General features: G+C 32.0%; 9 protein-coding genes. 6 read left to right on the top strand and 3 right to left on the bottom strand.

The genetic code is table 11. The features are described from left to right. Position 1: 1 nt before the first annotated feature. Complete coding sequence (locus ACNG5D_RS07290) at positions 2–1966, bottom strand: M1 family metallopeptidase (RefSeq protein WP_418182840.1); 1965 nt, start codon at positions 1964–1966, stop codon at positions 2–4. A gap of 267 nt (positions 1967–2233) precedes the next feature. Further along, positions 2234–3922, bottom strand: a complete 1689-nt coding sequence (locus ACNG5D_RS07285) for a histidinol-phosphatase HisJ family protein (protein ID WP_418182839.1) — start codon at positions 3920–3922, stop codon at positions 2234–2236. 193 nt (positions 3923–4115) lie between these two features. On the opposite strand from ACNG5D_RS07285, the gene recG reads away from it, so the two are divergent. The 5 genes from recG (at position 4116) to ACNG5D_RS07260 (ending at position 12095) form a co-directional block, all read left to right on the top strand. After that, positions 4116–6218, top strand: a complete 2103-nt coding sequence (gene recG / locus ACNG5D_RS07280) for an ATP-dependent DNA helicase RecG (RefSeq protein WP_418182838.1) — start codon at positions 4116–4118, stop codon at positions 6216–6218. A gap of 66 nt (positions 6219–6284) precedes the next feature. Next, complete coding sequence (locus ACNG5D_RS07275) at positions 6285–8048, top strand: DUF5060 domain-containing protein (protein ID WP_418182837.1); 1764 nt, start codon at positions 6285–6287, stop codon at positions 8046–8048. A gap of 145 nt (positions 8049–8193) precedes the next feature. Then, positions 8194–8775, top strand: a complete 582-nt coding sequence (locus ACNG5D_RS07270; protein WP_418183065.1) for a MiaE family protein — start codon at positions 8194–8196, stop codon at positions 8773–8775. A 227-nt stretch (positions 8776–9002) separates the two neighbouring features. Beyond that, positions 9003–11168, top strand: coding sequence for an endonuclease MutS2 (locus ACNG5D_RS07265; RefSeq protein WP_418182836.1), 2166 nt, complete (start codon positions 9003–9005; stop codon positions 11166–11168). A gap of 30 nt (positions 11169–11198) precedes the next feature. Then, positions 11199–12095: a polysaccharide lyase family 7 protein gene (locus ACNG5D_RS07260; RefSeq protein ID WP_418182835.1), complete on the top strand. Its 897-nt coding sequence runs from the start codon at positions 11199–11201 to the stop codon at positions 12093–12095. A 73-nt stretch (positions 12096–12168) separates the two neighbouring features. Here the strand turns inward: ACNG5D_RS07260 and ACNG5D_RS07255 are convergent, their stop codons facing one another. Beyond that, on the bottom strand, positions 12169–13812 hold the full coding sequence (locus ACNG5D_RS07255) for a thiol-activated cytolysin family protein (RefSeq protein WP_418182834.1): 1644 nt from the start codon (positions 13810–13812) through the stop codon (positions 12169–12171). A 296-nt stretch (positions 13813–14108) separates the two neighbouring features. On the opposite strand from ACNG5D_RS07255, the gene ACNG5D_RS07250 reads away from it, so the two are divergent. Next, complete coding sequence (locus ACNG5D_RS07250; protein WP_418182833.1) at positions 14109–15992, top strand: tetratricopeptide repeat protein; 1884 nt, start codon at positions 14109–14111, stop codon at positions 15990–15992. The last annotated feature ends 6 nt before the right edge of the window (positions 15993–15998 follow it).

The raw sequence follows: 15998 nt of genomic DNA, 5'->3' as shown, positions 1-15998 counted from the left end.
CCTATTTAGTTTCTACAGTTTTTAATAATGCTTTTGTAAATTTTGAAAAACGCCAATTATGGTGTTTTGTTGCTTGTTTTAAGTTTTTTTTACACAAATCGTTACAGGCTTGAATTTGAGTTAAATAACGAAATGCATTTTGGCGCACCTCAAATTGATATTTTGAACTTGTATATGATGTTAACTCTTCGTAATATCTTCTTATTTTTTTATCTTCAAAATCTGGCGACACTAAGTTTAAGGCTAACCATAAAATTCTAACATTTTTATCATTAAAGCCTTGAATATCTTTAGTTTTATCGAAATACTTTTGCCTATCTTCAGGAAAATTTTTCCATAAATTATATAAAGCTGTTTCTATAGTTATATAAGATTTATCGTCAAGTAATGTTTCGTAATACGGTTTTAATTGAGAAGGAATTTTAGAAACGTATCTTGCAATGGCTTGCCGCACTTTTAAACTGTTTTTAAAATCTTCTTTTTTTAAATGATTAGGTATTTGCGAGATTACTTTTATTTTGGCTTCATCTGAAATTCCAGAACCTAAATAATTTGTACATTTCGAGTTAAAAACCTCGCAATCTACCATTAAATATTCTTGAATAAATACAGATTTTTTCAGGCTTATTAATGCATCATCATAATTAAAGCTTTCATTTTCTAACCATAACTTTACAAAATTATTTAAATTTTTACCGCTTGCTTTTTCTATTTCTGTTATAAAATGGCTTGTTTTTACATTTTTAAATTCATACTTTTTTAAGTAATTTTTTACTGCGCTTTTAAAGGCTTTGTCGCCTACTTTTTCTCGAAGTATGTGTAACACCCATGCGCCTTTTTTATAAAATGTGGTGCTACTAGATTTTGGATTAAGTAATGCCGTACCACCTCCGGCCATATCTTGTTCTAGCAACTCTTGTGCGTATTCGTAGAGGTGCCAATAGTAATAATTATCTCCAAAAATATCTCGTTCGGCTAAAAGTGCGTAATAGGTTGCAAAGCCTTCTTGCAACCAATGGTGTGTACCCGAGGTTTCTGTTACTAAATTACCAAACCATTGGTGCGCTAATTCGTGTGCGTTTACATTTACATAATTTTTATCTGCAAATGCTGTAGAATCTATTACAAAGCTATCGGAAAAAATGGTTGTTCCTGTATTTTCCATACCTGCGTAAAGAAAATCTTTTACTGGTATTTGTTTATAATTTTGCCATGGATAGGGCACTCCTATTTCTTTTTCAAGAAAGTTAAACATGCGCTTTGTGTAACGATAAGTTGGCTCGAATTTATTAGCATCTTCTGGGTAATAATACATGTGTAAAGGGATACCGCTTTTTGAATACTCTGTTTTTTTATTGTATTTACCTATAACTAAAGCAACTAAATAGCTAGACATGGGTTTTTGCATATCGAATTCCCATAAATTATATGTTGGTGTTTCGCGTTTAGAAATCATTTTTCCGTTGGCAATAACCTTGTATTCTTTTGGGGCTACACAGCTAATATCGAATTCTATTTTATCGTTCATATCGTCTATGGAAGGCAACCAATGGCTTGTGTTTTTACCTTGTCCTTGGGTCCATATTTGATTTTGAGAGCCATTGTCCCAACCTATAAAATACATGGCTTTTTTAGGTGAAGCAAAGAATAAAAAATTAAGTGTGTATACTTTTGATGCTTTAAAATTGTTGTAAACAATAAGCTTTTTTCCGTTGTTTTTATACTTTACCGAAGTTTGGTTTAATGCTACATTTAGAAACTTCATGTTTATAGCATCTAAGTAAATGGAATCTGTTTGTTTTAAAATTTTAAATTTTATTTCGTAAGAATTAAAAACGGTACTATCTACCTTCATTTGGTTGAAGTTTAATACAGTATTTACTTTTTTAAAATCTACAATTTTGGTTTGTTGTGCCAATAACAAACTGGTTGCAATAAGAAAGAAGAATTGGATTATGCGATTCATTATTTTTTTGATTAATCAAAGATTAAACCAAAGCTATAAAATTTTATTGGGTTGTTATGATTTGTTATTAATTTTGATTTTAACTTTACTAAAAACAAGCGTTTACAAAAGCTAAGCTAATTTTTACTAGGCTAACTTTACTAGCAAATATGCCCGCGTTAGGGATAGCAATGAAAAGCCCACAGCCCGACGTAGGAGGTGCGAGGACTTGTAATGTATAGCCCGACCCTTGTGGTAACGCCCAAATTTTACTTTAGGTATTGGGTTTTAGAAACTATGAAACTCTATTAAATTTGCCTCGTAATATTGTTTACCTAGTTTTGATAGCAGGTTTCTTATAACATGGCTATCGCCATCGATAGCTAAGGCAGAATATCCTATATCGTTTAGTTTTCCTAGGCGTAAATCTTTAATGTTTATGTGTTTTGATGCTAGTGCAGATAATAGTATTAACAACACACCTGGTGCGTTGTTATGCTTTGTTAAAATTACTTTATCGCTTAAGGCTAGGTTTAGTTTTACGCCATCCATTTCTAGTAAATATACGCCTTCGTTATAATAGTTTGGCATGGCTGCATGTTCTTGATAGGTTAACGATTTAAACACCCCGCTATCGGTTCCTTTTGTAAAATCTATAGCGTTTTGCACTTTTCCGTTTTTATTATCGATTGACAGGAAGGCAACAGCTGTACCGTCGTTATTAGATTTTAATCGGGCTGTTTCTACATTAATGCCTTCTGAGGCTAGTGTATTGAATAATGAAGAAATTACTCCAGGTTCGTCTAGATGTTCTGAAAACAACCCATTTACAATTTTTTGGGTGTTTTTAGGTTTTTCGTTTGTAACGGTTATAGATTTGCCCCATTTACGAATTCTGATGGCGTTATAATTACCCATTCCGGTTGCGCTTCTATATAAATCTACAAATTCTGAGAAGGAACCACCAAAGGAAAAATCTGGAATTATGCGTCGTTGGTTATCATCTAATCGTTGGTTTAATAGCTCTATACCTTTGTTTAAAACGGTGTATTTTACTTTTAAATCATGATCATTGTAGATGGTACGATTTTCTGGAATTAGTTTAGAGTAGCTTACGTAACTCTCGTAACCAGCTTCTTGTATATATTCTAAGCTTTCTTTATAATTTAAACCATAGTAACGTACGTGGTGTGTGTCTGTACCTACACAAACCGGTATTTGAAGCTCGTTAGCACGACGCAGTATGCTTTGTACTGGATATACGCCAACGCCTTTAAATTTTCCAGCCATATTTACATCTAAAGATAAGTTTCTGTCTGCAATAAGCTCTAAAAGGGTTCTAAATTTATTTGCTAATGGGTGCGCACTTGTTTCAAAATTAACCAAAGCTTCTGGCATGTCTACATTTAGTTTAGGTAAATCGATATGGCCAATAATTTGAATCATGTCTCCAAAACTTTCTATCATTTGCGTCATTTCATCAAAATAACCTCCCCAATATGCTTCTAAACTACCACGTATTTTTAATAACTCTTGTGCTTCTTCTTTAGAGCCATCGTAAGGTAATCCTTCTGGAGCAAAATGTACAGAACCAATAACATAATCGGCATCTTCTGCCTGAAATATTTTAGATCTGCTCCATTGCAAACCTATTCCTGGTCCCATCCACTCTAACTCTACACCGTATTTTATATTTATTTGTCCTTTATATTTTTCGCGTAAGCCTGCTATACGCTTAGGGTAATTTAAATACGATTTGTTACCACGAATAAACTTTACGTTTGTATCTCTTTCGGCTGTATATCTAAAATTAGTTAGCCTAGGAGAATGTATTATAAACGTTATACTTGGGTTGCCTGCCTCTATAGCTTTATCAACTATATCTTCTAACTTATCAATACCATGTTTTACGTGGTCTTGTTCTGTACCTGCATGAATACCGTGGGTTTCCCAAATAAATTCGTTAAGTTTTCTCATCAATAAATGGCTTTAATTTTCTCTAAAAAGAAGTTCAAATTTAACCAATGCAAAATAATTATAAACTAAAATTATTTTTTTTAGGTATTATTTAAAAAGAAATAAGATATACTTATAAAAATTTCTAAAATTGAACTTGATATTAAGAATTTAATAAGATATTTTTTTATTTGAAATTATTAATTTCGCTTTTATGTCTATAAAGCTGCAAACTCCCATTGATTATTTAAAAGGCGTTGGCCCAAATCGAGCCGATTTGTTACGTAAAGAATTAGGCATTTACACTTACCAAGATCTTATAAACTTATTTCCTAACCGGTATATTGACAGAACGCAATATTATAAAATTAGCCAATTGCAACGCAGTAATGCCGATGTGCAAGTTATTGGTAAAATAACCAGTTTTAAAGAAGTAGCACAAAAACGCGGCAAACGCCTGGTAGCAACATTTCAAGATGATACTGGAACTATGGAGTTAGTTTGGTTTAGAGGGCAAAAATGGATTAAAGACAGTTTAAAACTAAATAAAGTTTACGTGGCTTTTGGAAAAACCAATTGGTTTAGCAGTAAGTTTAATATGGCACACCCAGAAATGGAATTGCTAGAAGACCACGAAAAAAACCTACGCTCTGCCATGCAACCGGTTTACCCATCAACCGAAAAATTAAACAATAAAGGCATTACAAATCGTACGATTAATAAAATAATGCAACAACTGTTTATTGAAACCAATGGGAAATTTACAGAAACTCTCTCTGATAATTTACGTTCAGAATTAAAATTAATTAGCAAACAATCGGCACTTTTTAATGTGCACTTTCCCAAAAATCAAGAGCTACTTTCTAGGGCGCAATTTCGATTAAAATTTGAAGAATTATTTTATATTCAGTTGCAATTAATTATTAAAAACCTGGTTCATAAATCTAAAATAAAAGGCTTTCCTTTTAATCAAGTTGGCACCTATTTTAATTCGTTTTTTAAAAATCATTTACCCTTCAATTTAACCAACGCACAAAAACGTGTATTAAAAGAAATTAGAGCCGATTTAGGAAGTCAAGCACAAATGAACAGACTTTTACAGGGCGATGTTGGCTCTGGCAAGACTATAGTTGCGTTTATGTCAATACTCATGGCACTTGACAATGGTTTTCAAGCCTGCTTAATGGCGCCAACTGAAATTTTGTCAGTCCAGCACTATAACGGATTGCAAGAATGGTGTAACAAACTAAATATCAGTATTTCAATACTCACAGGATCAACTAAAACTTCAAATAGAAAAAAAATTCATGAATCTTTAGAAAATGGAGATTTACAAATATTAATTGGCACTCATGCACTACTCGAAGACAAGGTTAAATTTAAAAATTTGGGTCTAGCCATTATTGATGAACAACACAGATTTGGAGTAAAACAAAGAAGTAAATTATGGAAAAAAAACACGCTGCCACCACATATTTTAGTGATGACGGCAACACCAATTCCAAGAACTTTAGCCATGTCTGTTTATGGCGATTTAGACATCTCTATTATTGATGAATTACCACCCGGCAGAAAGGCTATAAAAACAGTACATCGTTACGACAAAAACCGACTAAATGTTTTTAAATTTATTCGTGATGAAATTGATAAAGGGCGACAAATTTACATTGTATACCCCCTTATTCAAGAAAATGAAAAAATGGATTACAAAGATTTGATGGATGGCTATGAAAGTATTTCCAGAGACTTCCCTATGCCTAAATACCAAACCTCTATTGTTCATGGAAAAATGAAACCTGCCGATAAAGAATATGAAATGCAACGTTTTATTAAAGGTGAAACTCAAATTATGGTAGCAACTACGGTTATCGAGGTTGGTGTAAACGTACCAAATGCTTCTGTAATGATTATTGAAAGCGCAGAACGCTTTGGCTTATCGCAATTACACCAATTACGTGGTCGTGTTGGTCGTGGTGCAGAACAAAGCTATTGTATTTTAATGACTAGCCATAAACTTAGTGCCAATAGTAAAACACGTTTAGAAACCATGGTTAAAACCAATGATGGTTTTGAAATTGCCGAAGTAGACCTGCGTTTACGTGGCCCTGGCGATATTATGGGCACACAACAAAGTGGTATTTTAAACCTTAAAATTGCAGACATTGTTAAAGACAACGACATTCTGCAACTTGCCAGACACCACGCAAAATCTGTATTAAAAATAGACCCCGCTCTAGCCTTACCAGAACATCAAATATTTTTAAACACTTACAAACAACTTAGTAAGTTTAAAAACATCTGGAATTATATTAGTTAAGCTATATTTACAACCTATTTAATTAAAACTATCTCTATTATCTGAAACCAAAATATATATAACATTATGATTCTTAAAAAAATAATTTATGTAATATGCTTAATCAGTTTAATACAAAACACCATTTATAGCCAAACAATATCTGGCGAATTAAAACAATACCATAAAATCACTTTAACTTTCGATGGTCCAAATTTAACCGAAAAACCCGCAACTTTTCTAAATTACAGAATGAATGTAACCCTAACCTCCCCATCATCCATTCCATACGTTGTACCTGCATATTTTGCAGCAGATGGTAACGCATCAGAAACTAGTGCTAATACAGGTAACAAATGGCGTTGCCACTTTACACCAAATGAAACTGGCTTATGGAATTATACTATATCGTTTAGAACTGGTGCTAATATTGCTATAAGCACTAATCCATTAGCAGGACAACCCATATCTATAGACGGAAATTCTGGAATGTTTGAAATTAATGTAACAGATAAATTAGGTGATGATTTTAGAGCTAAAGGTAAATTACAATATGTAGGCAAAGATTTTGCTCAATTTGATAATGGTGATTACTATTTTGAAATTGGAGCAGATAGTCCTGAAACATTTTTAGAATATGATGACTTCGATGCCACACCAGCGAGACATGACTATACAGAGGTTTCCAATTACTACTCAATTGGCGATCCCAGTTGGCAAAATGGAAAGGGAACAGAAATAATTGGTGCTGTAAATTACTTAGCCAACCAAGGTCTTAATATACACTACTTTTTAACCATGAATATTACTGGTGATGGAGATAGAGCCTACCCATTTCCTAACAAAACAGATTTCACTACCTATGATGTTTCTAAGCTTGACCAATGGCAAATAGTTTTCGACCACATGTACAACAAAGGTATGGCTCAAGAATTGGTATTAACAGAAACCGAAAACAGCAATTGGTTTGAAGATCAAGAAGGTGTGTCTAGACAAATGCTTTCAAATAGCAGAAAGTTATATTATAGAGAATTAATAGCCCGATTTGGATACCTTAACATTATTTACAATTTAGGCGAAGAGGCCAATTGGGATAGCGGAGGCGATCAATACAATGCTAAACAAATAGAAGAAGCTGCAAATTACATACAAACACTTAGCCCATACAGAGATTTAGTAAGCGTGCATAATGGTCCAAGTACCGATTTTAGTATTTTTCCTGAATTAACCGCCTTACCAGGTAAAAGCTCCTTAACTACTATATCTTTTCAAGCAAATTTTGAAAACGTAACGCATGGACACCATCAACTTTTACATGCAAAAAATTTATCTACAAAAAACAAAAAAGAATGGATTGTTCGCTATTCAGAACCTTATAGTAGTAAATTACCAGATATAGAAATATGGACAAATAATTCCCTTTGGGCTTCTATTACAGCGGGTAGTGCAGGAATTCATTATTACTCACACAAAAGCGACATAACTACAGATAATTACAAGTTATACGAAAAATATTATGAGCGTATGCGGCATGCAAAGTACTTTATAGAAAACAACCATATTCCCATACATAATTTAGAAAGCAATAATGCTGCAATAAACTCGGGGTATTTATTAACCGATTTTAACAAATACTATATCGCTTTTCTTCCCAAAGGCGGCTCTAAAACCATAAATATTTTAAACCCTGGCGAATATAGCATAAAATGGTTTGACCCCAGAAATGGCGGTAAACTTCAAAACGGAAGTATCACAAACGTATCTGATGGTAAAGACATTAACTTGGGGCAAGCACCAAACTCAATATCATTAAGCTGGGTTGTTCTTCTAAAAAAATTAAATACCAAATAAACAAACATGCATTTAAAACAATTAATAAATTAACTACTTTTTACATACATTAATAAAATTCTGTTCTTTTAAAATTTATATTTTAGAATTTAAAATTCCTCATCAAAACTATATCTTATCTTTACTAAAAATTTAATTTATGAGTATGCTTGGCTTAAAATTAGCTACAGACCCTCGATGGGTAAACATTGTAGAAAGCAACATTGAAGAAATACTTACCGATCATGCATGGTGCGAACAAAAAGCTGCAACTAATGCCATTACCATTATTACCAATAATAGTGAACACGAAAAGTTAGTTACAGAATTAATAAAACTAGCGCAAGAAGAGTTAGAACACTTTCAAATGGTACACGACATTATAAAAAAACGTGGCTATACATTAGGTAGAGAACGTAAAGACCATTATGTAAACGAACTTTATAAGTTTATGAACAAAGGAGGCAACAGACAACAAAGCATGGTAGACCGTTTACTATTTTCTGCCATGATAGAAGCACGTAGTTGCGAACGTTTTAAACTACTATCGCAACGCATTAAAGATCCCGAATTATCAAAATTCTACCACGATTTAATGGTTAGCGAAGCTGGACATTACACAACCTTTATAGGGTTTGCACGCCAATACGGAAAAGGTATTGATGTTGAGAAACGTTGGAAAGAATTAATTGATTTTGAAGCTAAAATAATTCAGAATTATGGCAAATCTGAAACTATTCATGGATAAAAGCTCAATCTAAATCGAGATTGAGCTTTTAACAACTGACTATAGTTTGATTGATGACTTTTAATAGATTTAATGAAATTAAACAGAAAAGCCTTCCCAACATGTTAGCATTTTGTTAAATAACCTTATTACCTTGTTAATTAACACTTTAACCACAATAACAAAAAAAAACATTTAATAGAATGTTTAACTTTGTATTTCGTTATTTATAGAACGTAAAGAAAAGAATGATTCATATTCACGAAAAAACATTACAAGATTTAGAGTTTCAAACGGTATTACAACAAGTTAGTGAACTATGTATAACACCGCTAGGTCATGAAAAAGCATTGCAAATTGCCCCTTATAAAACCAAAGAAAAATTACTCAACTCGCTTAACTTAACTAATGATTATGTAGCCTCATTTTACAACGACAACCGCATACCCAATCATGGTTTCGATACCATTTTAAAAGAAATACAACTCTTAAATATAGAAAACACATACTTAGAAGTTCATGGCTTAAAAAAAATAGTTGCCATGTCTATAACAGTAAACGAAATTGTTAAATTCTTAAAAAAATTTGAAGAATATTATCCCAATTTATATCAATTTTCATCTCATATTGAAGTTACTAAAATATTAATTGAAAAAGTTGATAGCATTGTAGATCGTTTTGGAGATATAAAAGACAATGCATCAAACTTACTTTTCGATTTACGCCAATCTATAAACAAAATAAAAGGAAAGATTAACGCAAGTTTTAGCAGCGCATTAAACACCTACCACAACCTTGAATATTTAGATGATATTAGAGAATCGGTGGTAGAAAACAAACGTGTTTTAGCTGTAAAAGCAATGTACAGACGTAAAGTTAAAGGCTCTATAATGGGAGGCAGTAAAACTGGAAGCATTGTTTATATAGAACCCGAAGCCACTCTACAACACACCAGAGAACTCAACAATTTAGAATACGAAGAAAAAGAAGAAGTTATACGAATTTTAAAGGAAGTAACAGATTTTATGCGTCCGTTTTTGCCTTTATTAAAAGATTATCAAGACTATTTAATTAACATAGATGTTATTTCGGCTAAAGCCAAATATGCAAAATCTATGAGCGGTATTCTTCCAGAATTTTCAGAAAATAAAAGCATGCTACTTCGCGATGCTTACCATCCTTTACTTTATTTAAACAATTTAGAAAAGAAAGAAAAAACCTTTCCGCAAACTATAGAACTAAAACAAGACAGCAGAATAATTGTTATTTCTGGACCTAACGCTGGAGGTAAAAGTATTACTTTAAAAACTGTAGGATTACTACAAGTTATGCTACAAAGCGGCATGCTAATTCCGGTACACGAACGCAGTAAAGTTTGTTTGTTTGATAGAGTTTTAAGCGATATTGGCGACAATCAATCTATTGAAAACCATTTAAGCACCTATAGTTACCGGTTAAAACAAATGAATTACTTTTTAAGAAAGTGTAACAAAAACACTCTTTTTTTAATTGATGAATTTGGTACAGGAAGCGACCCCGAACTTGGTGGTGCACTAGCCGAAACATTTCTTGAAGAATTTTATCACAGAGAAGCTTTTGGAATCATTACAACCCACTACTCTAACCTAAAAATATTAGCAAACGAGTTACCGTACATGTTAAATGCCAATATGTTATTTGACGAACGTACTTTAGAACCGCTTTTTAAACTTGTAATTGGCCAAGCCGGAAGCAGTTTTACTTTTGAAGTCGCACAAAAAAACGGCATACCATACAGTTTAATAAACAGAGCAAAAAAGAAAATAGAACGCAGTAAAGTTAGGTTTGATGCGACTATTGCTAAACTACAAAAAGAACGATCAAGACTAGAAAAAACTGGGCAATCTTTAAAGCAAAATGAAAAGAAAAAATTAGAAGAAGCCGATAAACTTGAAGAAATAAACACCAAAATACAGAAAAAACTAGAAAGCTACCAAGAGCTATACGACAGCAACCAACGTTTAATTTATCTGGGCCAAAAAGTTAACGATATTGCTGAAAAATACTTTGAAAACAAACAAAAACGGCAATTAATGTCGGAGTTATTTAAATTAGTACAAATAGAAAACTCAAAACGAAAAAAAGTAACAGCAAAACAAAAACGCGCCATAAAAGCCAAAGAAAACCAAGTAAAACAAGAAGCCGAAAAAAAAGTTAACATCATAAGAATAAAGAAAAAAGCCGAAAAGAAAAAAGCAATAGAGCAACCCAAACCAAAACCCATCCTAAGAATTGGCGACCGTGTTCGCATGCAAGACGGCAGAGCTATTGGAAGCATTGACACCATTGAGAAAAACAAAGCCATAGTTAATTATGGCATATTTACAACCAATGTAGCTTTAGATTTACTAGAACTTGTTGAAGCAAAAAAATAATTCATTTATCTTTACATAAAAGTTTTTAAAATGAAAAAGCCTATAATTACCTGTTTTATTTTATGCGCCATATTAGTTATCTATAACTGTAGCACAAGTGAAGAACCTAGCAATAAATCTACCGAAGAAGAGGTTGAGGTTATTGATGAAGAAGTTGAAGAAGAACTACCTACAGAAAACACTCCAAACATTGTATGGAAAAATTGGTATTTATCTGTTCCGCTAAATAATGGTTCTGGTAAAGCAACCTCCATTTTTTACGAAGCCATAGAAAACAACTCATTAACAAGTGCTCAATCTAAATACTTTTACAAAAATACAGATGGTAGTTATACCTTGTTTACCCAGTTTACAGGCTATACAACTTCCGGACAGTCTGAACTAGGAGACAAATATTGCCGAACAGAGCTTCGCGAATTCTGGAAAGGCAACCAAACCACAACCGATAATTGGTTAATGAATACTGGCACGCACATTTTAGAAACCACTTTAAAAGTTGATTATGTTGAAGGCAATGGCAGAACTATAGTAGCCCAAATACACGGCAAAGAAACAACAGGATTAGAAGGTGCTCCTGCTACAGTTAAAATTCGTTGGAATAGTGGTACTATACAATTAGATTACTATACAAAACCTGATACTGGACAACCATGGACAAGTGCTTTTGATGAAAAACTAGATGTTGGCGTTGTTGATAACGAAATTTTTACATTTAAAATAAAAATTGAAAATGGTAAATTTTATTACGGTTTAGTTTGTGAAACCAAAGGTATTAACACCGATTACACGTTAATTTATGATTACGTTGGCAATGGTTATGCACACGAAAACTACTTTAAAACCGGCAACTATTTTGGCTGGCATGACGATTATGTAAAAACCGCACAAGTAACCCTGATTAAGGTAAAAACAGAGCATTTAGATTAAAAATAACAGCCAACACCACTAAGTTGCTGAATCCCAACTTTAGGTGCCGACTGTATTAATAATTTCTTTATTGTCAAGGGCATTTAAGTGATCTTACGGTGACAGCCTTAAGCCATTCCTTTTCGGCTATATAACATTTATCATAAATTCCGCTACCACCATTGTGTATATAATTACCTAATTCTTGTTTAAAATAACGCTGTTTATAATTCTCATCAATATGCCAATGATTAATTTCATTACCTTCGCTGTCTACTCCTTTTTCATCATCAATTTGTAATTCTATATAAATACGAATATCATATGCGCCATCTGGTAGTTGCATACCAATTGTATTGTCATAACTTTCATTTCTCATCCATTTCTGGTTTATTCCTAAATCTTCATAACTTTGTGATGATTCACCTGGCATATTATTTTTGTAAGTAAGACCAACTCTAAATCCATCATTCTTTGTATGATTATTAAACTCCATTCCTGGGTGTACTCTTCCTGTAGTAGTGCATGTTACTGCTGTATACTTTGTTGTAAAACCCATTTTAGCCAATGTATTGTCTTTTAAATACCTAACAGTATAAGAAATAGGAACTCCAGGATTATCTCTACTATAAAGAGCATTTTCACCTTTAATTATAGGTTCTAAATCACCAAAATTTTGTGCAGAAACCAATTCGGCCGCTACAGCCGCATTGCCACCAATAGCAAAGGTTTTAATACTCGAGTTTTTTAATATTTTATCAACTTTAACTTTTAGGCTTCCAGTTACATTATTCTTACCTGCTGCATATTCAAATGCCGATTTTAATTCTGAATCTGATGCTTCAACAGTTGATTCCATTCTAAACATTATTATACGGCCATAACTTACATTATGTATGTATGCAGCTGGTTTACTTTCATTAAAATATCCTTTTACCTGATCAGGAGTAACACTTTCATGAAATACATCAGCAGGATTTGTAGGTTGATTCATAGAAATGGTATAAAACACTTGTTTATAAACCATCATAGCAACTCTTTTGTCTACAGTACTTTCATAATCAAATTCTGCTGATATATCACTCTTTGCCCATTCTGCATTTAAACCTAACTCTAAACTCATTTGTTGTTTAGAATATAATGTCGTTGCTTCTGATGTTGAAGCTGCTGCATTTCTATACCCTGCTTGATAAGCATTAGCATTCCACCACTCTAAAGCTTCATCTATACCAGAGCCTGTAGTCGTGTTATTAGGATCTTCAACATATACATTACCAGCTTCACCTATACCCGGTAATTCTACACGTAGAGTCATGGGAGCACGATTAATAGTAATATTAGTAGGCGTACCATTTTTTAATGAAGCATCACCATAAACCAATGCTCCAGGCCAAATAACACCTTTATTGGGATCTAAAATAGGGATATCACTAAAATTAGTTTTCAAATCGTACTCTATTGAAGTGCATACGGTATTTGTATTTGTTCCATGTACATCATCATCTGAATTAGACTCCGATTCAATTGTTTTTTTTAAAGATTCAGAACCTATGTCTTCTACACCTAATATTTCATTAGGATTGTAATTTAAAGATTTAAGGTAACCAGCAATATCTTCTATGTTGGCAGCTTGGTCATTTCCATCATCATCTTTACTACATCCATTACATGAAAGTAAAGTAACAATAAAAACTATTGTAAAAAAAACGTTTTTGAATGTTAATAGTTGGGTTTTCATAATATTTGTTTTTTTGTGATTCAACAACTCAAAACTAGAGATGAATGGATATGAAAACTAATTTTTGGTATGGACAAAGTATGGACAGGTTTAATATTTCACACATAACCCCTGCTTTTTACAGAAACAACCACAAAACAACAACTACCTAAAAATCAATATTTTAAATTCTATTTTTTTCTTTAATCATAATGAATTAAATAGACCTTATATGGACAGACCATTTTTGAGTCTTGACAAGGAAGCTTATTGTATTCTTAAATTAATTACCTTAGTATGAGTTAAATAACCAAACCATGAAAAAATTAATCTTATTTATTTTAACATTTATTCTATACAATCAAAATACCGAGGCCCAGAATCAAAAAATTGCAGATAGCTTAAAAAGCTCATATAACTTTCAAACTAATATTGAGCAAAAAGTAGAAACTGCTCAACTTTTATTTCAACATTACAAACATCTAAACCCAAAAACTGCTTTCAAATATGCCAACGACGTATTAAACATGTCTGTGAAAAATGATTATAGTAAAGGGATAGGATTGGCATATCATAATTTAGCTTACTACTATCGATTTTTGCCAAATATAGACTCTTCTAGATTTTATTTTAAAAAATCTTTAAATATTCTAAAGCAGTTAAAATCAGTTAATAAATTATGTGAATTAACTGAAGATTATTCAACATTTGAATGTGTACAAGGAAATTATGATAAAGCCATAGAAATTTCAGAAATAGGTTATACAAATGCTTTAAATGCTAGAAACAATAAATACATGTTACAAAGTCTTAATAGAAAAACGACTATTAATATGGATAAAGGAGATTTTGAAACTGCAACAAAAGAAAATATACTAGCATTAAAAATTTTAGATACTCTAACTTCAGAAAACAAATTAATTAAAGCTGTAACTTTAGGACAAAGTGCTCGAATTGAAATGCTAAGAGGTAATTATCAACTAACACTAAAACCATTAAAAGAATCGTTAAATTTATTAATTAGCTTAAAAAATAAAAACTGGACAGCTGTAACTTATATAGAAATAGGAAATGCCTATTGGTATCTTGAAGATTATAATAATGCAATTAAAAATTACAATAAAAGCCTTGTTATTTCTAAAGAAATTAAAAGAGAAGATTTTATATCTATCAATCTCTCAAACATAGCCAGTATTTATTCAGAAACTGGTAATCATGCCGAAGCAATAAAAATTTTAAAAGAATCTTTAGAAATAGAAAAACAAATAGGCTCATTAATTAATCTTTCAATTGGATACAATGCTTTAGGTTCTGCATATTATAACACTAAACAATATAAATTAGCAGTTAAAAATCATACATTATCCATTCATCTTTCAGACTCTATTAAAGCTATGGATGTTAAGCGTGATGGGCTTTACAACAGATCTATTGCTTATGATAAGTTAGGGCAACATAAAACCGCTTTATTGGATATAAAAAATTTCATTAATCTAAAAGATAGTATTTTTAACCTTGAGAATGCTAAACAAGTAGATGAGTTAAAAACGAAATACGAAACCGAAAAAAAAGAAGCAGAAATAGCATTACAAGAGGAAGAAATAAAAACTTTAAACGCACAAGCCAAAAACGACAAACTCACCAAAACAATTTATGGTATTGGCATAATTTCATTATTAGCCATTGCGGGTCTACTCTATTTTGGATTCAAGCAACGCCTCAAGAAAAACAAAATAGAACGTGATAAACAAGAAGCTATTTACAAACAAGAAATAGCTTTTAAAAAGAAAGAGTTGGCGTCGCAAACCCTACATTTAGTACAAAAGAACACTTTTATTCAAGAGTTAAAAGAAAACTTGGAAAAGATTAAAAAATCTCCTGAATTATTTAAAGTAGAATTTAGACGATTGGTAATGCTTCTTAAAAAAGAAAGCGCCGAAGATAAAGACTGGGAAATTTTTAAAAGCTATTTCTCTGAAGTACATAATAACTTTGATAACAAAATTAAAGCCATTGCAGTAGATATTAGCGAAAAGGAAATAAGACTCGCCTCTTTTTTGCGCATGAACCTTTCTACTAAAGAAATTGCATCAATGCTAAACGTATTACCAGATAGTGTTTTAAAGAGTAAATACCGCCTTAAAAAGAAGCTTAAATTAGACAAGGAAATCGACTTAAACGAATTCTTAAATACATTGTAAAATAGT

Origin of the sequence: Algibacter ulvanivorans (assembly GCF_048381495.1) — a bacterium.
Taxonomy (GTDB): Bacteria; Bacteroidota; Bacteroidia; order Flavobacteriales; family Flavobacteriaceae; genus Algibacter_B; species Algibacter_B ulvanivorans.
Note: the sequence above shows the minus strand (reverse complement) of the source record. Positions and strands in the feature narration are given on the sequence as shown.

Excerpts from the sequence above, each read along its gene's own strand:
- ACNG5D_RS07265 (WP_418182836.1), top strand. The coding sequence starts at position 9,003 with ATGATTCATATTCACGAAAAAACATTACAAGATTTAGAGTTTCAAACG.
- recG (WP_418182838.1), top strand. The coding sequence starts at position 4,116 with ATGTCTATAAAGCTGCAAACTCCCATTGATTATTTAAAAGGCGTTGGC.
- ACNG5D_RS07260 (WP_418182835.1), top strand. The coding sequence starts at position 11,199 with ATGAAAAAGCCTATAATTACCTGTTTTATTTTATGCGCCATATTAGTT.
- ACNG5D_RS07250 (WP_418182833.1), top strand. The coding sequence starts at position 14,109 with ATGAAAAAATTAATCTTATTTATTTTAACATTTATTCTATACAATCAA.
- ACNG5D_RS07275 (WP_418182837.1), top strand. The coding sequence starts at position 6,285 with ATGATTCTTAAAAAAATAATTTATGTAATATGCTTAATCAGTTTAATA.
- ACNG5D_RS07255 (WP_418182834.1), bottom strand. The coding sequence starts at position 13,812 with ATGAAAACCCAACTATTAACATTCAAAAACGTTTTTTTTACAATAGTT.
- ACNG5D_RS07290 (WP_418182840.1), bottom strand. The coding sequence starts at position 1,966 with ATGAATCGCATAATCCAATTCTTCTTTCTTATTGCAACCAGTTTGTTA.
- ACNG5D_RS07270 (WP_418183065.1), top strand. The coding sequence starts at position 8,194 with ATGCTTGGCTTAAAATTAGCTACAGACCCTCGATGGGTAAACATTGTA.
- ACNG5D_RS07285 (WP_418182839.1), bottom strand. The coding sequence starts at position 3,922 with ATGAGAAAACTTAACGAATTTATTTGGGAAACCCACGGTATTCATGCA.